The sequence below is a fragment of the Streptomyces sp. PSU-S4-23 genome (assembly GCF_055632315.1).
Genome location: NZ_JBVMUU010000002.1, coordinates 3,849,448 through 3,868,116 on the forward strand (window position 1 = coordinate 3,849,448; position 18,669 = coordinate 3,868,116).

Consider the following 18,669-nt stretch of genomic DNA (forward strand, 5'->3'; position numbering starts at 1 on the left):
AAGTGCAACAGCTCAACTTTTGGAGTTGAGCCACCCAGGCGATAGCATCCCGGTATGCCCGACACCACGACCGACGCCGCGGGAGTCGCTTCCCCCGCACCGATGGGTCGCCGCGAGCGCAAGAAAGCCGCCACCCGCCAGGCCATCGCCGACGCCGCGCTGCGTCTGTTCCTCGAGCGCGGGTACGACGAGGTCGGCATCCGTGAGATCGCGGACGCCGCCGACGTGTCCACCACGACGCTGTTCAAGCACTTCCCGGTCAAGGAAGCCCTCGTCTTCGACGAGGACGCCGATCAGGAAGCCCGTCTCCTCGCCGCCGTACGCGAGCGGCCCGAGGGCCAGTCCATCCCCGCGGCCCTGCGTGAACACGCCCTGCGCGCCCGGCTCGCCACCGCCGACGGCGACGCCCGGTTCGCCGCCTTCACCGACATGGTGAACAGCACCCCCGCCCTGCGCGACTACGTCCAGAACATGTGGCTGCGCCACACCGCGGCCCTGGCCGAAGTCATCGCCCAGGAAAGCGGCCTCCCAGCGGACGACCCCGCCTGCACCGCCCTGGCCCACTTCGCCCTCGAAGCTCCCCGCGCGGTCCACACCCGCAAGGACGTCCGCCAGGCCATCACCCGCGCCTTCGACCTCCTGGAAAACGGGTGGAACGCACTCACACGGACCGGAGCATGACGCAGCGCCGACGGCGCCCCGCCGCCCGGCCTCACCGCCGGGCCCCGGACCCTGTCCGCAGCTCCCCCTTCACCACCTTCCCGCTCGCGTTCCGCGGCAGTTCCGGCACGAACTCCACCTTCCTCGGCACCTTGTAGTTCGCCATCTCCCGGCGGGACCAGGCGATTAGGTCGTCCGCCGTCAGGACCGCGCCCGGGCGGCGGACCACGTACGCCTTTCCGACCTCCCCGAGCCGTGCGTCGGGTATCCCGACCACCGCGACGTCGGCCACGTCCGGGTGCAGGCCCAGGAGTTGCTCTATCTCCGCCGGGTACGCGTTGAAGCCGCCGACGATGAACATGTCCTTGATGCGGTCGGTGATGCGGAGGTTCCCGGAGTCGTCCAGGACGCCCACGTCGCCTGTGCGGAGCCAGCCGTCGGGGGTCAGGGTCTGCGCCGTGGCCGCCTCGTCCTCGAAGTAGCCCCGCATGACGTTGAAGCCGCGGACCAGCACCTCCCCCGGGACCCCGGGGGCCTGCGGTTCTCCTCTCGCGTCCACCACCCGTACCTCGGTGCCGGGGATCGCGCGGCCCGATGTCGACGCGATCACCGACGGGTCGTCGCCCCGGCGGCACATCGTCACGAAGCCGCCGGCCTCCGACAGGCCGTACGCCGTCAGGACGGTTTCCACGCCGAGTTCCCCGCGCAGCCGTTCCACCAGCCGCAGCGGCACCACGGCCGCGCCCGTCACCACCAGGCGCAGGGTGGACAGGTCGTGGGCGTCCCGGGAGGGATGGTCGAGGAGGGACTGGTGCAGGGTCGGAGGGCCGGGGAGGACGGAGATGTGCTCCGAGGCTATGTTCGCCAGCGCCGTGTCCACGTTGAACACCGGCTGCGGGATCATCGTCGCGCCTCGCATCAGGCACGCCAGGATCCCTGCCTTGTAGCCGAACGTGTGGAAGAAGGGGTTCACGATCAGGTAGCGGTCGCCTCGGCGCAGGCCCGCGAGGTCGCTCCAGATCGCGTACGCCCGCAGGGTCTGCGCGTGCGTGATCACCGCGCCCTTGGGGCGGCCCGTCGTGCCCGAGGTGAAGATGATGTCGGACGGCAGGGCGCCGGTGAGGGCCGCGGCGCGCGCCCGGACCTCCGGCTCGCCGACACCCTCCCCGCTCGCCAGGAAGTCCTTCCAGGTGCGGAAGTCGGCCGGGGCGTCGTCGGACAGGACCACCACCTGGTCCAGGTGAGGAAGGCCCGGCAGAGGGCCGTCCCCGGGGCCCTGCCCGGCCGCGCGCCGCAGCGAGGCGACGTACGACGTTCCCAGGAACGTGCCTGTGACGAAGAGGAGTTTCGCGCGGCTCCGGTTGAGTACGTACGCCGCCTCCGTGCCCTTGAAGCGCGTGTTGAGGGGGACCAGGACGGCGCCCGCCGACACCGCGCCCAGCGCCGAGACGATCCAGTCGAGGGTGTTGGGCGCCCAGACCGCCACCCGGTCGCCGATCCCGACGCCGTTCGCGACGCAGGCCGCTGCCGCGCGCTCGACGCGGGCGCCCAGTTCGGCGTAGGAGACGCGGGTGCGGCCCTCGACTACGGCCTCGGTGTCGCCGTGGCGACGGGCCGCGCTGCGCACCAGTCCCGGAATGCTGCCCCATTCGACGTCACCGCGCACAGCGACCTCCCGGCACATGGCCATCGACGGCTAGCTGAATACCAGCCGAGCACCCGACTACCTGACTACCCGTCAGATTAGCTGTAGCCTGACGCCCTGTCAGCCGCCAGGGCTCCAGCGCGGAGGTGTGCGTCATGGCAACGGCAGGGACAAGGGCAGGGGCAGGGACAGGGACAGGAACAGGGACAGGGGCAGCAGGGGGGCTCAAAGACGCCACCGCCATCGTTGGGATCGGGCAGACCCCCTTCGCCCGGCGACTCGACGGGTCCGAGAAGGCGTTGGCGTGCCGGGCGATCCTCGCCGCGCTCGACGACGCGGGCATCGCGCCCGGCGAGGTCGACGCGCTCGCCTCGTACACCATGGAGGAGACCGACGAGGTGGAGGTGGCCAAGGCGCTCGGGCTGGGCGACCTCACCTTCTTCAGCAAGGTCGGCTACGGGGGCGGGGGCTCCTGTGCCACCGTCGCACACCTCGCGGCCGCCGTCGCCGCCGGGCAGGCGACCGTCGGCGTCGCCTGGCGGTCGCGCAAGCGCGGCAGCGGGCCGCGGCCTTGGAGGAACACGGCCGTCCAACTGCCCACCCCCGCCCAGTGGACGCGCCCCTTCGGGCTGCTGCGGCCGGTCGACGAGATCGGGATGCTCGCCCGGAGGTACATGCACGAGTACGGGGCGACCAGGGACCATCTGTTCAACGTCGCCCTCGCCTGCCGCAACCGGGCCAACCAGAACCCCGCCGCGATCATGTACGACAGGCCCCTCACCCGGGACATGTATATGACCTCCCGGTGGATCAGTGAGCCGCTCTGCCTCTTCGACAACTGCCTGGAGACGGACGGGGCGCTGGCGTGCGTGGTGGTGTCCGCCGAGCGCGCCCGCGACTGCCGGCACCGCCCCGTCTACGTCCACTCCGCGGCCCAGGGGCTGCCGTCCCAGCACCACGGCATGGTCAACTACTGGAACGACGACCCGCTGACCGGCCCGGCCTGGACGGCCGCCCGGCACCTGTGGAAGCACGCCGACATCACCCCGGACGACGTGGACGTGGCACAGATCTACGACGCGTTCACGCCCCTCATACCACTCTCCCTGGAGGGGTACGGCTTCTGCGGGCGGGGAGAGGGCGGGGCGTTCACCGAGGGGGGCGCGCTGGAGATCGGCGGGCGGCTGCCCATCAACACCGGGGGCGGCGGGCTGTCCGAGGCGTACGTGCACGGCTTCAACCTCATCACCGAGGGTGTCAAGCAGCTGCGGGGGACCAGTACCGCCCAGGTCCCGGGCGCCGCCACCTGTCTGGTCACCGCCGGCGAGGGGGTCCCCACCTCCGCCCTTCTGCTCAGGAACTAAAGGGAACTAAAAGGACTAAAGGAGCCGAGCCATGTCCGACACTGCCGTGCCCGGCACTTCCATGCCCGGCACTTCCATGCCCGGCACCTCCATGCCCGACCCCCTGCTCACGCCCGTCCGCGACGAGGACGGCGCGCCCTTCTGGGAGTACGCCGCCCGGGGAGAACTGCGGATCCAGGCGTGCGCCGACTGCGGCGAGCCGCGCTTCCCGCCGCGCCCCTGCTGCCCGCACTGCCAGTCGTTCGCGAGCGAGTGGCGGCGCACGAGCGGGAAGGGGAGGATCTGGTCGTACGTCGTGCCGCATCCGCCGCTGCTCGCGGCGTACGCGGCGCAGGCGCCCTACAACGTGATCGTGGTGGAGCTGGCCGAGGCGCCCCGCATCCGGCTCGTCGGGAACCTCGTCAGCGGACCCGGCGCGCCCCTGAACTCGCTTGCCCCCGACCGGATCCGCATCGGTGCCAAGGTCCAGGTCGTCTTCGACGGGGACGGGATGCCCCGGTGGGTGCTGGAGCGGCCGTGAGCGGGGGACTGCGGATCGCCGCCGACCAGGACACCGGTGTCGCGGTCGTCACGTTGGACCGGCCGGCGCGGCTGAACGCCGTGGATCTGCCGCTGGCCGGACAACTCGCGGACTGCTGGCGTGCGTTGCGGTTCGACGACTCGGTGCGGGCCGTGGTGCTCACCGGTGCGGGGGAGCGCGCCTTCTGCACCGGCATCGACCGCGACGCGGACGTACCGCAGCCGAACTCCCCGTACATGGTGGACGATCCGCTGCTGCGGATCGGCCCGAAGACGAACGACCTGTGGAAGCCGGTGATCGCCGCCGTGCGCGGCATGGCCTGCGGCGGGGCGTTCTACCTGCTGGGCGAGAGCGATTTCATCGTGGCGGACACGACGGCGGCCTTCTTCGACCCGCACACCACGTACGGCATGGTCAGCGCGTACGAGTCCGTCCACATGGCGCACCGCATGCCGTACGGGGAGGCGGCGCGGATGGCGCTGATGGGCACCGCCGAGCGGATCTCCGCGCGGCGGGCGTACGAGATCGGCCTGGTGTCCGAACTGACCGGGCCGGGAGGTGCGGTGGAGGCGGCGGTGCGCTGCGCCGCCGTCATCGCCTCCTATCCGCCCGAGGGTGTACAGGGCACCGTGCGGGCCCTGTGGGCGGCGCAGCAGGCGGCCCGGGCGGACGCCTTCGCGCTGGCGCCGTCGCTCATCGCGCTCGGGAACCTGCCGGCGGAGCGGCAGGCGGAGCTGTTCGCGGGGCGGCGGGCGGGAGAGCGGGCGGGGGAGTTCCGGGTGCGGTAGCCCGGGTGCGGTAGCCCGGGTGCGGTAGCCCGGCCGCGTTTCCCCGTCTCCCGCGCGGCCCCCGGCTCCCGCGCGGCCCGGCCACCGTGTGGCACACCGCAGGTACCGGGCGTAGCGTCATGGGCAGACGGCCGCCGTCCGGAACCCCTTCCGTGAGGTCCGTACGACGGCCGTCCAGGGCAGTGCCGCTCAGGCGGTCCGCGCCGTCCCCGTGCCCTTCTCGGCGTCCAGGGCGTACACGCAGCGGTCCTTGCTGCACGCGTAGACCACGCCGTCCTTGACCACCGGCGCACCGGTGATCTCGCCGCCGGTCGCCAGCTTCCAGCGCAGGCGGCCGTCGTCGGCCTTCAGCGTGTACAGCAGGTGGTCCATGGAGCCGAAGTGGATGCGGCCCTCCGCCACCGCCGGGGAGCCCACGATGTCGCCGCCCGCCTGGAAGCGCCATTTCGGGGTGCCGGTGACCGCGTCCAGGGTGTAGAGGCCCTTGCCGCTGCCGACGTGGACGTGCCCGGCGGCCACCAGCACCGGTTCGGTGGAGGCCCGGGACTCCGTCGCGATGCGCCAGCGGTCGCGGCCGTCGGTCGCGTCGAGGGCGTACACCGTGCCCAGGTAGTCCGCCAGGTAGATGCCGCCGCCCGTGACCGCGGGGCCGGGCGCGAAGGCCGGCGGGCACAGGAAGACCGCCGGCGCCTCGAAGTGCCAGCGCACCAGGCCGCTCGACACCTCGATGGCCAGGACCCGGGTGCCGGCCGAGACGTACACGTAGCCGTCGGGTGCGTGCGTCAGGCGCACGGGGACGCCGCCACACGACGCCGCGTCCCCGATCGGGTACGACCAGCGTTCCTCGCCGGTGCGCGCGTCCAGGGCCCGCAGCCGCGCGTCCCGCCACACGTACACCGTGCCGTCCTGAAGCACCGGTCCGGCCTCCGGCGTCTCGAAGTCCGTCTGGGCGCCGCTGACCTCCCACAGCCGCCGGCCGTTCGACGCCTCCCACGCCTGTACGCCGCCGCCGCGCGTCCCGGTGACGACCGTGCCGCGGTCGGCCTTGAGGGAGTACACCCAGCCGTCCGTGGACAGCCGCCACAGGTCCGTGCCCTCGCGGGCGTCCAGTGCGAAGAGGGTGGGGCCGTCGGAGGCGTGGACACGGCCGTCCGCGACCGCCATCGACCAGGCCACGTCCCGGGTCTTGAAGCGGCGGCGGCCCGTGGCCACGTCCAGGGCGTGCACCTCGAAGGATGTGACGTAGACGAGGTCGTCGGTGACCGACGGCGTGCCCCACACGTCGTTCGACATGCGGAAGCGCCAGGGGCGCCAGCCTGCGGCGCCCTCGGGTGCGGTGGCCGGCGGCGCGACGGCGGGGGCGGCCCCGGCCATGCCGTTGACGCCGGTGCCGGGCCGGGACCAGGAGGCCACGAGTCCGGCCTCGGGGGGAGGCGCCTTGACCGCGGCGGCCCGCGCGTCGGCGACGCGCGGGCCGGGGCCGATCGGCACGGACGCCCCCGCGAGCCGCACCGGACCGCCGTCGGGCACGCCGACGGGCGCGGTCACCGGCATCGGGTCGTGGGAGGGCTGGGGCGGCAGCGCCGGGCGCCCGCCGCCCCGGCTGCCGACGGGGGACGGCTTGACCGCGGGGCGCCCGCCGCGCCGTGCCTCGATCAGGCCGACGGCCTTCTCCGGCAGCCACGCGGAGGCCGTGCCGCTGTCGTCGGATCCGGAGCCGAAGAGGTGGGGCGCGAGCTGGGCCTGGAGGTCGGCCGGGTTCGGGCGGGCGGGGGCCTCCATCTGCATGCACGACTCGATGAGCGGGCGCAGCTCGTCCGGCAGTCCGGACAGGTCCGGGCCCTCGCGCAGCAGCATGAAGACGGTCTCGACGGGGTTGGCGCCGTGGAAGGGAGGGTGCCCGGTGGCCGCGAAGACGAGCATCGAGCCGAGCGAGAAGACATCGCTCGCGCCGGTCACGCTGCGGGAGTCCTTGGCCTGTTCGGGGGACATGTAGGCGGGCGTGCCGACCGCGACGTTCGTCATCGTCAGACGTGTGTTCGACACGCCGGAGGCGATACCGAAGTCGATCACCCGGGGGCCGTCCTCGACGACGAGGACGTTCGAGGGCTTCAGGTCCCGGTGCACGAGGCCCGCCCCGTGGATGGACTGCAGCGCCTCGGCCACCCCCGCGGCCAGCCAGCGCACCGCCTGGGCCGGCAGCGGCCCGCACTCGGTCACTATCTCCTCGAGGGAGGGCGCGGGCACGTACGCGGTGGCGAGCCACGGCACGGCTGCGCGCGGGTCGGCGTCGACCACGGCCGCCGTGTAGAAGCCGGAGACGGCTCGCGCGGCCTCGACCTCACGCGTGAAACGCACCCGGAACAGCTGGTCCTCGGCGAGTTCCGTGCGCACCGTCTTGATCGCCACGCGCCGGCCGGACGCCGAGCGGGCGAGATAGACCAGCCCCATGCCGCCGGCACCCAGCCGTCCCAGCACCTCGAACGGCCCGATCCGCCGCGGATCGTGCTGCGTCAGCTGATCCACCACTTGCCTGCCACCTCCCCGTACGGGTCACGTCATCCGCGTCGTGTACGCGACCCCGTGCAGCGTCTCACCACCGCACCGCCGTGGCGGCACGCACCCCGATTCTTCCTGTCCGGGCCACTGGTTGCGAACCCGGGGGCGGAAGGGGGTGTCTCAGGACAAAAAACCATGCCGGAGTGCCTTTCGGGAAGCGGGCGCCCGCATGATGGAACGGCCGGTACGACCCCGAAGTGCCTCGGCGCGGCCGCCGGCTACCGCTGGAGCAGCGCGAAGGACGCCCCCTGATTGTCCGTGACGACCGCCACCTGTCCGTACGATGCCTCGAACGGCGGTACCTGTACACGACCGCCCAGCCGCTCGACCGCGCCGAGTGCCGCCGCGCCGTCCCGGACGGCGAAGTGGACGAGGAAGTGGGGTGGCATCTCGGCGGGGAAGACGTCCCGTACCGCCGCACGCCCGAACTCGGGGACGGCGCCGGGGCCGAAGAGGGCGTCGTGGAAGAGGTCCGCGTAGAAGGCGTTCGCGGCGGCGGGGTCCCGTGCGTACAGCTGCGCCCAGGCGAAGGAGCCGGGTTCGCGCCGTGTGCCGAAGCCCGGGTGGGTGCCGCGCTGCCAGAGCCCGAAGACGGCGCCCTCGGGGTCGGCGGCCAGCGCCATGACGCCCAGGGCGTCCACGGGGGTGGGCGGGGTGACGATCTGACCGCCGGCCGCCCGGATGCGCCCGGCGAGCGCGGGAGCGTCGGGTGTGGCGAAGTACACCGTCCAGACGGTGGGCATCCGTCCGTCCCGTTTGGGCGCCAGCGCGGCCACGGGACGGCCGTCGAGACGTGCCCACACCGAGGAGCCGTACGCCTCCTCGAAGGTCCACCCGAAGAGCTCACCGTAGAACCGCTTGCCCGCCTCGACGTCGGGCAGCTGGGCGTCGGCCCAGCAGGGGGCGCCCTCAGGCACGCCCTCGGGGGCGTTTCCGTCTCCCGTGTCCCCGCGCGACGGCTGCGACGCTTGCGGCGGCTGCGACGACGATGGCGGGTTTTCGGCCATGCCGCCAAGCTAGTGGGCTTCCCGCTGCGCCGCGCGCGGGGATACTCCCTCCTCAGCGGCACCAGAGCCCTTGTCCGCCCCCGCACTCCCCATTTGCAGTCGGCCGAATCGCGCTCCGATCACCCCTCGGTAAGCTGACGGCATGACAGGACAAGTGCGTACCGTCGACGGCCGCGTGGCCGGTCGGCGCGGGCAGGCGACCAGGCAGAAGCTGCTCGACTGCCTCAGCGAGATGCTCAGCTCATCGCCCTACCGGGACGTCAAAGTCATCGACGTCGCCCGGAAGGCGGGGACGTCGCCGGCGACCTTCTACCAGTACTTCCCGGACGTGGAGGGTGCCGTCCTGGAGATCGCCGAGCAAATGGCCGCGGAGGGCGCCGCGTTGACCGAGCTGCTCGAAGGGCGCTCGTGGGTCGGCAAGGCGGGCTGGCAGACGGCGCAGGAACTCGTGGACGGTTTCCTGGAGTTCTGGCGCAAGCACGACGCGATCCTGCGGGTCGTCGACCTGGGTGCCGCCGAGGGCGACAAGCGCTTCTACAAGATCCGCATGAAGATCCTGAATTCCGTGAACAACTCCCTGGCGAACTCGATCGCCGACCTCCAGTCCAGGGGCCGGGTCGACAAGGACGTGAACGCGGCGGCCGTGGCGGGCTCGCTCGTGGCGATGCTCGCCTCCGTGTCCTCGCACCAGAAGGGCTTCCAGTCCTGGGGCGTCAAGCAGGCCGAACTCAAGCCGAACCTGGCGCTGTTGGTGCACCTGGGTGTGACCGGCAAGAAGCCGACGAAGTAGGACGGCGGCTCGGCCGCTCCAGGGCTCTCACGTTCTGTCATGCGGGCGGTGGTTCACTCCGGTGGGCCACCGCCCGCTGCCCATGTCCGGGCGCCGGTGCGTCAGGCCGCGCCCGGAGCCCCCGCGCCCCGACGAGGCGCGGTCACCGCCGCACGAGCCGGAAGAGCCGGATCTCCCGTTCCACCCGGGCCTGGTACGTCGCATACGGCGGCCAGAAGTCCAGTGCCGCCCGCCAGGCCGCTTCCCGCTCCGGCCCTTCCAGCAGATGGGCCCTGACGGGGATGTCCTGCCCCTTCCAGCTGATCGCGGCGTCGGGGTGGGCGAGGAGATTGGCGGTCCAGGCGGGGTGGCCGGCGCGCCCGAAGTTGGATCCGACGAGGAGCCAGGTGCCGCCCTCCTCCGGCATGCACGCCAGCGGCGTACGGCGCGGCAGTCCGCTTCTCGCGCCGGTGGCCGTGAGGACGACGCCCGGCAGCATCCGGGCGCTGAGCAGGACCTTCCCGCGGGTCAGCCGGTGCACCGCGCGGTCCAGCGCGGGCACGACATGCGGCGCGACCTTCGCGAAGGCGCGCGTGGAGGACACCTTCTGCACGATCCGCGCACCGAGGGCCGTCACACGGCCACCTCCCTCTGCTCGAAGAGTCCGGCCGCGCCGGCCGCGTGCGCCCGCAGCCGGTGCACCGGGCCGAACAGCAGCTCGTCGCCGGCCGAGCGCTTGAAATACAGATGCGCCTCGTGTTCCCAGGTGAAACCGATGCCCCCGTGGAGCTGGATCCCCTCGGCGGCCGCCGTGCGCAGCGTCTGAAGGGCCTGGGCGAGGGCGAGCCCGCCGACCGTTTCTCCCCGCGCGCTCGCCCAGGCCGCGTAGTACGCCGCCGAACGGGCCGCCTGCACCTGGACGTACACGTCGGCCAGCCGGTGCTTGACGGCCTGGAAGGACCCGATCGCCCGCCCGAACTGCTTCCGCTGCCCGACGTACTCGACGGTCCGCTCCAGCGCCCGGTCGGCGGCGCCCACGGCCTCACAGGCGAGGACGGCGGCGGCGCGATTCCCGGCGTCGGCGAGCGCCCCTGCCACATCGGCTCCGTCTTCGCCCAGCAACTCGGCTTTCACGTCGCGTAGTTGGATGCGGGCCCGGGGCCGGGTCGCGTCGAGGGCGGTCTGCCGGGTGCGTACTCCGCCCTCCCGCACGAGGAACAGCAGGGTCCGTGAGCGGGCGAAACCCCCGGCGTGGGCGGCGACGACGAGCAGGCCGGCGCTGTGCCCGTCGAGCACCTGGCCGGCCTCCCCGTACAGCCGCCAGGCGCCGTCCGCCTGCCGCGCCTGCACACCGCCGGCACGTCCGCCGCCCGCCCAGTCGCCGCGGTTGCCGTCGACGAGGGCGAGCGCGGTGGCCAGGGCCGGGCCGGGGACGGCCAGGGCGGCGGTCAGCTCTCCGGAGGCGAGTCGGGGCAGCAGTTCGGCGCGCTGGTCGCCGGTGCCGAGCGCGAGCAGCAGGGGCGCGGCGAGGACGGCCGTGGACAGCAGCGGGGAGGGGGCGAGGGTGCGTCCGACCTCCTCGCAGGCCAGGGCGAGTTCGGTGGTGGTGCAGCCGACGCCGCCGTACGCCTCCGGGAGCGCGAGCCCGGCCAGGCCGAGCTGTGCGGCGAGGGTGGTCCACAGGGCGGCGTCGTATCCGGCGTCGGTGCGCACGGCGGCCCGGACGTCGTCCGGCCCGCAGCGCTTGGCCAGCGCCTCCCGCACCGTGCGGCGGATCTCGTCCTGTTCGGCGGTGAAGCGGGCGTCCATGGGCGGGGTCCCTTCTCCATCTGACGATGCGTCATGTTAGGGCGCCGGCGCACGCGTGCACAGGTCCGTCACGACACAATCTGATGTACCGTCAGATCCATGACTGCTGTGACCGGCCGGAAGGCCGCGATCGTGGGTGTTGCGCTGTCCGACTGCGGCCGGGTGGACGAGGCGACGCCGTACGCCCTGCACGCCCAGGCCGCCCGCCGCGCCCTGGCGGACGCGGGCCTGGACCGTTCGGTGATCGACGGCTTCGCGTCGGCGGGGCTCGGCACGCTAGCGCCCGCGGAGGTCGCCGAATACCTCGGGCTGCGGCCCGTCTGGGTGGACTCCACCTCCGTCGGCGGCTCCACCTGGGAGGTCATGGCGGCCCACGCGGCGGACGCGATCGCCGCGGGCCACGCGCGGGCGGTGCTCCTGGTCTACGGCTCCACGGCCCGCGCGGACATCAGGGCGGGCCGGCGCACGGGCAACCTCTCCTTCGGCGCCCGCGGCCCCCTCCAGTTCGAAGTCCCCTACGGCCACACGCTGATCGCCAAGTACGCGATGGCGGCACGCCGCCACATGCACGAGTACGGCACGACGATCGAGCAGCTGGCCGAGGTGGCGGTGCAGGCCCGGGCGAACGCGGCGGCGAACCCCGAGGCCATGTTCCGCGGCCCGATCACGGTGGACGAGGTGCTGTCCGGCCCGATGGTCGCGGACCCCTTCACCAAGCTGCACTGCTGCATACGGTCCGACGGTGGCGCGGCGGTGCTGCTGGTGGCGGAGGACGTCGCGCGGGACTGCCGCACGGCACCGGTGTGGGTGCTCGGGAGCGGGGAGCACGTCTCGCACACGGCGATGTCGCAGTGGCCGGACTTCACCGTGTCCCCGGCGGCGGTCAGCGGCCGCCTGGCCTTCGCGCGGGCCGGAGTGCGCCCCGAGGAGATCGACTTCGCGGAGATCTACGACGCCTTCACCTACATGACGCTGGTGACGCTGGAGGACCTCGGCTTCTGCGGCAAGGGCGAGGGCGGGGCGTTCGTGGAGAAGGGGCGGCTGCTGGCGGCGGGCGGGCGGTTGCCGGTGAACACGGACGGGGGCGGCCTGTCCGCCCAGCATCCGGGGATGCGGGGGTTGTTCCTGCTGGTGGAGGCGGTGCGGCAGCTGCGCGGAGAGGCCGGCGAACGGCAGGTCCGCAAGGACGGCGGGCGGCTTCCGGAGCTGGCCGTGGCGTCGGGGACGGGCGGCTGGTTCTGCTCGTCGGGGACGGTGGTGCTGGGCCGGGGGTGACGCGGCACCGCACAGGGACCCCGGCACGGCGGCACCGCACCGCACAGGGACCCCGGCAGTCGGCGGCCCGCACCCGGCGGCCCCGCACGGGGGCCCGCACGTGATACTCGGGGCATGGCAACCGATCTCCACGACCTGCTCAGGTCCCTGCGGGTGTGGGACCCGGCGACGACCGAGCTGCCCCCCTTCGACCCGGCGGCGGCGCCCGCGGAGCCGCTCGCGCTGTTCACGGAGTGGTTCGCGCAGGCGGTGGCGGCGGGCCAACCCGAGCCGCACACGATGTCGCTGGCGACCGCCGACGCGGACGGCACGCCGGACGTCCGCATCGTGATGCTGCACGGGGCGGACGCGGACGGCTGGGCGTTCGCCACCCACTCGGGCAGCCACAAGGGGCGGCAGCTCGCGGCGCGGCCGTATGCCGCCCTCGGGTTCTACTGGTCCGCCCAGGGTCGCCAGGTCCGGCTGCGCGGCCCGGTCACGGCCGCCCCGGTGCCGGAGGGGCAGGCGGATCTGCACGCCCGCTCGACCGGCGCGCTGGCCGCCGCGCTCACCGGCCGGCAGAGCGATCCGCTCGGCTCGGTGGAGGAGCTGGCGCGGGCCTCGGACGCGGCCTGGGAGCGGGCCCGGCGCGAGCCGGACGCCCCGGTCCCGTCCTGGACGCTCTACCGCCTCAGACCGGAGCGGGTGGAGTTCTTCCAGGGCGACGCGAGACGTCGGCACGTACGGCTCGTCTACCGCCGTACGGAGGGGGCGTGGGCCAAGGAGCTGCTGTGGCCCTGAGCCGGGGACCGGCCGCCCGGCCCGCGCGTCCTCCCGGCGGCCGTCAGCCGGCCTCCGGCTCGGGGTCGCTCGCGATCCGGGCGTGCAGGTGCACGTCCCGGAACGCGTCCCGCCGCCCCGCCTCGAACATGGCGCCGCGCAGCGTGCCCTCGTAGGGGAAGCCGCACCGCTCCGCGACCCGGCAGGAGACCTCGTGGCCCAGGGCGTGGCCCAGTTCCAGGCGGTTGAGGCCCAGGTCGGTCAGGGCCCAGCGGGCGGCGAGGGCGAGGGCGCGGGTGGCGACCCGCCGACCGCGCGCCTCGGGCAGCACCCAGTAGCCGACGCGGCCGACGCGCAGGACGTGGTCGATCTCGTTGACGCCGATGTGCCCCAGCGTCGTACCGCTCTCGGCGTCCGTGATGCGGTACTGGGCGCAGCTCCCGTCCTCGGCGCTGCGCTCCCGGGAGCGCAGCGCGTCGCGGGCGCCGGCGAGGTCCGTGACGGTCTTCAGAGGCGTGTTCCAGCGCTGGAACTCCGGGTCGGACAGCCCGCGCAGCCATGTCGCCACGTCGCTGTCGGAGTCGGCGTCCCAGCGGCACAGCCGCAGGCCGTGACCGTGCAGTTCGGGGAAGGGGCGGGCGGGGGACGTGTGACGTATGTCGGCCATCGGGCCATTCAACCAACCCTCACGCCACGATCACCGTCCGCACGGCCGGAACACGGGCACTCCCTCCCTGAAGGCCACCTCCAGTTCCATGCCCACCCGCAGTTCGCCCGCCGCGCACTCCACGACCTCCGTCATCATCCGCGGCCCCTCCGCGAGATCGACCACGGCGGCGACGTACGGGGTGCGCTCCCCGAAGGGCGGCAGGTCGTTGCGGTGGACGACGGACCAGGTGTAGAGGGTCGCCCGGCCGCCGGCCCGCTCCCAGACGACGTCCTCGCTCCAGCAGTACGGGCAGAACTCCCGGGGGTAGTGGTGCACCCGCCCACAGCTGCCGCAGCGGCGCACCAGCAGCCGCCCCTCCGCCGCCGCGTCCCAGTACGGACGGGTGAAGGGATCGGCCTCGGGGAGGTCGAAGCGCGGCCCGCCGCCCGACGGCCCGGTCACCGGAACCAACCCAGCGCGGCGTCCAGGGACCATGTCTGCCACGACATCCCGAACAGCCCGACCGCCGAGATCAGCGCCATCATCGAGTTCTGTCCCTGCTCGGCCCAGTCGTGGATCATGAGGGTGAAGTAGAGGGCGTTGAGGAGCAGGCCGCCGGCCAGGGCGACCGGTGTCAGGAAGCCGGCGATCAGGCCGAGTCCGAGGGCCAGTTCGGCGTACACCACGACGTAGGCCATCGTCCGCGGCCGGGGCGCGACCACCGTGTCGAAGCCGCTGCGCACCGCCGCCCAGCGGTGCTTGGCGGCGATGTCGGCGGCCCACGCGATGCCGGTGCCCCGCCCGAACCACGCCTTCTTGTCCTTGTGGCGCCAGCTCTCCAGCCACCACAGCCCGAGCCCGATGCGGAGCACGGCGAGGCATTCCGCGCCGGTGAGCCAGATCGTGTCCATGAAGCGTCCGTCCTCCCACCGGGGCCGTCTTTCTGACGGTACGTCAGTTCAGCGCACCGGCCGGGTACGCGCAAGAGGATGAGGGCGGACGAACGCGGACGACGGACGGACGCGGGGGCGGACGGACGCGGGGACGGACGGACGCGGGGGCGGACGGGGCACTCGCTCCGCGCGCGGGCGCCGAACAGTTCCGTCCACCGGTCCATCACAACCGGTCCGTCTCCGCCACCACCCGCACCCACCTCCCCTACACCCGTGATCAATTCGCAACCGATTCCGGTCTTGACCGAGACCCATCAACGCTGCCTGTGGTTACGCTCGCGCTCATGTCCGACTCGACTTCCGCTTCGTCGCGCCCCGCGGTGCCGGCCCACGAGGACCGGCCCGTCTACGTCATCGGCGGCGGCCCCGGCGGGCTGGCCGCGGCGTACGCGCTGCGCGCCCGGGGCGTACGGGCCGTCGTACTGGAGAAGTCCGACGGTGTCGGAGCGTCCTGGCGGCGCCACTACGACCGGCTGCGCCTGCACACCACGCGGCGGTTGTCGAGCCTGCCGGGACTGCCCATGCCGCGGAGGTTCGGACGGTGGGTGTCACGCGACGACGTGGTGCGCTACCTGGAGAATTACGCCGAGCACCACGAGCTGGAGATCGTGACAGGCGTCGAGGTCTCGCGCGTCGAACCCGCGCCGGACGGCACCGGCTGGCTGCTGCACGCCACCGGCGGCCGCCGGCTGACCGGGAGCGCGGTCGTCGTGGCCACCGGCCACAACCACACCCCGCGCGTGCCCGACTGGCCGGGCCGCGACGCCTACACCGGCGAGTTCCTGCACGCCCGCGAGTACCGCAGCGCCGGGCGGTACGCCGGGCGGGACGTCCTCGTCGTGGGCGTCGGCAACACGGGCGCCGAGATCGCCGTCGACCTGGTGGAGGGCGGGGCCTCGCGCGTGCGGCTGTCGGTGCGCACGGCACCCCACATCGTGCGCCGGTCCACCGCGGGGTGGGCGGCGCAGTTCTCCGGAATCCTCGTACGACGGCTGCCGGTGCGGCTCGTCGACCGGCTGGCCCGCCCGGTGGCGCGGATCGGCGTACCGGACCTGTCGGCGCACGGGCTGCCCCGGCCCGGCACCGGCCTCTACTCCCGGGTGACCGAGGGGGCGATTCCCGTGCAGGACGTCGGGTTCGTCGACGCGGTGCGCGGGGGACGGGTCGAGATCGTGGCGGCCGTCGAGGGCTTCGACGGCGGCAAGGTGGTCCTCGCCGACGGGAACCGGATCGAGCCGGAGGCCGTGATCGCCGCGACCGGGTACGTCCGCGCCCTGGAGGGCCTCGTCGGCCACCTCGGGGTCCTCGACGCCCACGGCAGACCCGTCGTCCATGGCGCCCGCTGCCCGCGCACGGCCCCCGGCCTGTACTTCACCGGCTTCACCAACCCGATCAGCGGCATGCTCCGCGAACTGGCCATCGACGCCGAGAAGATCGCCAAGGCGGTGGCGCGCCGCGCGCAGCGCCCGGAACGGCGGCCCCTCCCGGCCCACTGAGGCGGACCGGGCGGAGCAGGCCCGTCCGCGGGCTCACCCGTCTTTTGCGTGCAGACCAGTTCCTGACGGCGTATCAGTTCAACTAATCTGACACTGCGTCAGTTATTGAATGCTGTCACACAGGAGCGGGCGGACCGATGCTTGGATCAACCCACGGCACCCTCACCACCGACTCCCGCCGGGCCCGGGTCATCGCCTGCGGCGAGCAACCCTCCCCCGTCGTGCACGGCAGGCCGGCCGAGGCAGGCGACCTCGACGTCAGCGGGCGGCCGCTGCACGCCGACGTACCCGATCTGGACCGGTTCTTCCGGCCCGAGTCCGTCGCCGTGATCGGCGCCTCGGACGCCGAGGGCCGGCCGAACACGGGCATCACCCGGCAACTGCTCGCCTGGGCCGAGCGGGTCGGCGCCCGGCTGCACCCGGTGCACCCCACCCGTCGGTCCGTCTTCGGCATCCCCTGCTCCCCCTCCGTCGCGGACCTGCCCGAACAGGTCGACCTCGCCGTGCTGCTCGTCTCCGACCCCCTTCCCCTCATCGAGGAACTCGGCGCGGCCAAGGTGAAGTTCGCCGTCGCCTTCGCCTCGGGTTTCGCCGAGACCGGCGAGGAGGGCGCCGCCGCGCAGGCCCGGCTCGCCGAGACCGTGGAGCGGTCCGGGATACGGCTGCTCGGGCCCAACACCAACCTCAACGCCTTCGAGCGGTTCCGGGAGGACCTGGACGGGCCGGCCATCGCGCTCATCACGCAGTCCGGGCACCAGGGGCGGCCCCTCTTCGCCCTGCAGGAGCTGGGGATACGGCTGTCCCACTGGGCACCCACCGGCAACGAGGCCGATCTGGAGACCGCCGACTTCATCTCCTACTTCGCCGAGCAGCCCGGCATCGGGGCCATCGCCTGCTACATCGAGGGACTCAAGGACGGCCGCTCCTTCCTCCTCGCCGCGGACCGGGCCGCCCGGCGCGGTGTGCCGGTGATCGCGGTCAAGGTCGGCCGCACGGAGACCGGCGCCCGCACCGCCGCCTCACACACCGGCAAGCTGACCGGCGCGGACCAGGTCGTCGACGCGGCGATGCGGCAGTACGGCGTGATCAGGGTGGACACCCTCGACGAACTGCAGGACACCGCGGCCCTGCTGGCCCGGGCGCGCACCCCGCGCGCCGACGGTGTCGTCGTCTATTCGATCTCGGGCGGCACGGGCGCGCACGTCGCGGATCTGGCGGCCGAGGCGGGCCTGCGTCTGCCGGTCCTGTCCGAGGCCAGACAGGCCGAGCTGCACCAGTGGATACCCGGGTACCTGAACGTCGCCAATCCCGTCGACAACGGCGGCCATCCGGTGGGCGACTGGCGCGGACGCAAGATCATCGACGCGATCCTCGACGACCCGGAGGTGGGGGTACTGATCTGCCCGGTCACCGGGCCCTTCCCCCCGCTGAGCGACAAGCTCGTGCGGGATCTCGTGGACGCGGCGGAGCACACGGACAAGCTGGTGTGCGTGGTGTGGGGCTCGCCGGTCGGCACCGAGGCCGCCTACCGCGAGACGCTGCTCGGCTCCTCGCGCGTGGCCACCTTCCGCACCGTGGGGAACTGCATCGCGGCCGTCCGCGCCCACCTCGACCACCACCGCTTCGCCGGAGGCTACCGCTCCCCCTTCGACGAGGCGCCCCGCACCCCCTCTCCGTCCTTCCGCAAGGCGCAGGCGCTGATGCGGCCCGGGCAGCAGCTGAGCGAGCACGCGGCGAAGCAGCTGCTGCGGGCGTACGGCATCCGTGTGCCGCGCGAGCAACTGGTGACCAGTGCCGCGGCGGCGGTGCGCGCGGCGGGGCTCGTCGGCTACCCGGTGGTGATGAAGGCGTCCGGCGCGCGGATCGCCCACAAGACCGAACTGGGTCTGGTGAAGGTCGGGCTGACCTCCGCCAGCCAGGTCAGGGACGCCTACCGGGAACTGACCGACATCGCGCGCTACGAGGGGATCCCGCTCGACGGCGTCCTCGTGTGCCAGATGGTCGAGGCCGGAGTCGAGATGGTCGTCGGCGTCTGTCACGACCGGCTCTTCGGGCCGACGGTGACCGTCGGGCTCGGCGGTGTGCTCGTCGAGGTGCTGCGCGACGCGGCCGTGCGTGTGCCGCCCTTCGGCGAGGAGCAGGCCCGGGACATGCTCTCCGAGCTGCGCGGGCGGGCCCTGCTGAACGGGGTGCGCGGGCGTCCCCCGGCCGACGTCGACGCGCTGGTCGAGGTCGTGCTCCGCGTCCAGCGCATGGCACTCGAACTCGGCGACGCGATCGCGGAGCTGGACATCAACCCGCTGATGGTGCTGCCCAGGGGGCAGGGAGCCGTGGCCCTCGACGCGCTGGCGGTGTGCCGCTGAGCGCAGCGTCCGCGCGAGGTCCGCCCCAGCCCGTACGCACACCCGTACGCATG

General features: G+C 73.3%; 17 protein-coding genes. 9 read left to right on the plus strand and 8 right to left on the minus strand.

What is annotated here, in order from left to right; translation table 11 throughout:
* The first annotated feature begins 54 nt into the window (after window positions 1–54).
* A complete protein-coding gene (locus tag ACZ79I_RS17595) occupies window positions 55–681 on the plus strand; it encodes a TetR/AcrR family transcriptional regulator (RefSeq protein ID WP_471498453.1) in 627 nt (208 codons plus the stop codon).
* A gap of 31 nt (window positions 682–712) precedes the next feature.
* On the opposite strand, the gene ACZ79I_RS17600 is transcribed toward ACZ79I_RS17595, so the two are convergent.
* Window positions 713–2,326 carry a FadD3 family acyl-CoA ligase gene (locus ACZ79I_RS17600; protein WP_471498455.1) on the minus strand — a complete coding sequence of 538 codons (1,614 nt, stop codon included), beginning with the start codon at window positions 2,324–2,326 and terminating at the stop codon, window positions 713–715.
* Between the two features lie 134 nt (window positions 2,327–2,460).
* Between ACZ79I_RS17600 and ACZ79I_RS17605 the strand changes: the two genes are divergently transcribed.
* The 3 genes from ACZ79I_RS17605 to ACZ79I_RS17615 all read left to right on the plus strand — a co-directional run bounded on the left by ACZ79I_RS17605 (window position 2,461) and on the right by ACZ79I_RS17615 (window position 4,977).
* Window positions 2,461–3,669 (plus strand): lipid-transfer protein, encoded by a 1,209-nt coding sequence (locus ACZ79I_RS17605; RefSeq protein WP_471498456.1) that lies wholly within the window; start codon window positions 2,461–2,463, stop codon window positions 3,667–3,669.
* Window positions 3,670–3,772: 103 nt separating this feature from the next.
* Window positions 3,773–4,189, plus strand: coding sequence for a Zn-ribbon domain-containing OB-fold protein (locus ACZ79I_RS17610; RefSeq protein WP_471505032.1), 417 nt, complete (start codon window positions 3,773–3,775; stop codon window positions 4,187–4,189).
* Window positions 4,186–4,977 carry an enoyl-CoA hydratase/isomerase family protein gene (locus tag ACZ79I_RS17615; RefSeq protein WP_471498457.1) on the plus strand — a complete coding sequence of 264 codons (792 nt, stop codon included), beginning with the start codon at window positions 4,186–4,188 and terminating at the stop codon, window positions 4,975–4,977. Before ACZ79I_RS17610 ends, ACZ79I_RS17615 begins: the two co-directional genes overlap by 4 nt.
* Window positions 4,978–5,166: 189 nt before the next feature.
* Here ACZ79I_RS17615 and ACZ79I_RS17620 read toward each other — a convergent pair whose 3' ends face one another.
* Window positions 5,167–7,506: an outer membrane protein assembly factor BamB family protein gene (locus tag ACZ79I_RS17620; protein ID WP_471498459.1), complete on the minus strand. Its 2,340-nt coding sequence runs from the start codon at window positions 7,504–7,506 to the stop codon at window positions 5,167–5,169.
* Window positions 7,507–7,754: 248 nt separating this feature from the next.
* Complete coding sequence (kbpA, locus tag ACZ79I_RS17625; protein ID WP_471498460.1) at window positions 7,755–8,453, minus strand: AfsK-binding protein KbpA; 699 nt, start codon at window positions 8,451–8,453, stop codon at window positions 7,755–7,757.
* 244 nt (window positions 8,454–8,697) lie between these two features.
* On the opposite strand from kbpA, the gene ACZ79I_RS17630 reads away from it, so the two are divergent.
* Window positions 8,698–9,333: a TetR family transcriptional regulator gene (locus ACZ79I_RS17630; RefSeq protein ID WP_471505035.1), complete on the plus strand. Its 636-nt coding sequence runs from the start codon at window positions 8,698–8,700 to the stop codon at window positions 9,331–9,333.
* Between the two features lie 142 nt (window positions 9,334–9,475).
* Here the strand turns inward: ACZ79I_RS17630 and ACZ79I_RS17635 are convergent, their stop codons facing one another.
* Both ACZ79I_RS17635 and ACZ79I_RS17640 read right to left on the minus strand, forming a co-directional pair.
* Window positions 9,476–9,949, minus strand: a complete 474-nt coding sequence (locus ACZ79I_RS17635; protein ID WP_471498462.1) for a nitroreductase/quinone reductase family protein — start codon at window positions 9,947–9,949, stop codon at window positions 9,476–9,478.
* Entirely contained in the window at window positions 9,946–11,121 is a 1,176-nt protein-coding gene (locus ACZ79I_RS17640) for an acyl-CoA dehydrogenase family protein (protein WP_471498463.1), read from the minus strand. The genes ACZ79I_RS17635 and ACZ79I_RS17640 overlap by 4 nt, the downstream gene beginning before the upstream one ends.
* Before the next feature lie 99 nt (window positions 11,122–11,220).
* Between ACZ79I_RS17640 and ACZ79I_RS17645 the strand changes: the two genes are divergently transcribed.
* Window positions 11,221–12,396, plus strand: a complete 1,176-nt coding sequence (locus ACZ79I_RS17645) for a thiolase C-terminal domain-containing protein (RefSeq protein ID WP_471498464.1) — start codon at window positions 11,221–11,223, stop codon at window positions 12,394–12,396.
* Window positions 12,397–12,510: 114 nt separating this feature from the next.
* Window positions 12,511–13,176: a pyridoxine/pyridoxamine 5'-phosphate oxidase gene (locus ACZ79I_RS17650; protein WP_471498465.1), complete on the plus strand. Its 666-nt coding sequence runs from the start codon at window positions 12,511–12,513 to the stop codon at window positions 13,174–13,176.
* Window positions 13,177–13,219: 43 nt separating this feature from the next.
* Here ACZ79I_RS17650 and ACZ79I_RS17655 read toward each other — a convergent pair whose 3' ends face one another.
* Genes ACZ79I_RS17655 through ACZ79I_RS17665 form a run of 3 tightly spaced genes read right to left on the minus strand, consistent with a single transcriptional unit; the run spans window position 13,220 to window position 14,715 of the window.
* Window positions 13,220–13,822, minus strand: coding sequence for a GNAT family N-acetyltransferase (locus ACZ79I_RS17655; RefSeq protein ID WP_471498466.1), 603 nt, complete (start codon window positions 13,820–13,822; stop codon window positions 13,220–13,222).
* A gap of 30 nt (window positions 13,823–13,852) precedes the next feature.
* A complete protein-coding gene (locus ACZ79I_RS17660; RefSeq protein WP_471498467.1) occupies window positions 13,853–14,299 on the minus strand; it encodes a Zn-ribbon domain-containing OB-fold protein in 447 nt (148 codons plus the stop codon).
* Window positions 14,263–14,715 carry a DoxX family protein gene (locus tag ACZ79I_RS17665; RefSeq protein WP_471498468.1) on the minus strand — a complete coding sequence of 151 codons (453 nt, stop codon included), beginning with the start codon at window positions 14,713–14,715 and terminating at the stop codon, window positions 14,263–14,265. The genes ACZ79I_RS17660 and ACZ79I_RS17665 overlap by 37 nt, the downstream gene beginning before the upstream one ends.
* 326 nt (window positions 14,716–15,041) lie before the next feature.
* Between ACZ79I_RS17665 and ACZ79I_RS17670 the strand changes: the two genes are divergently transcribed.
* Both ACZ79I_RS17670 and ACZ79I_RS17675 read left to right on the plus strand, forming a co-directional pair.
* The gene (locus ACZ79I_RS17670) at window positions 15,042–16,253 is read left to right on the plus strand and encodes a flavin-containing monooxygenase (protein WP_471498469.1); all 1,212 of its coding nucleotides are present in this window, start codon (window positions 15,042–15,044) and stop codon (window positions 16,251–16,253) included.
* Window positions 16,254–16,390: 137 nt separating this feature from the next.
* Window positions 16,391–18,616, plus strand: a complete 2,226-nt coding sequence (locus ACZ79I_RS17675; protein WP_471498470.1) for an acetate--CoA ligase family protein — start codon at window positions 16,391–16,393, stop codon at window positions 18,614–18,616.
* Window positions 18,617–18,669 lie beyond the last annotated feature (53 nt).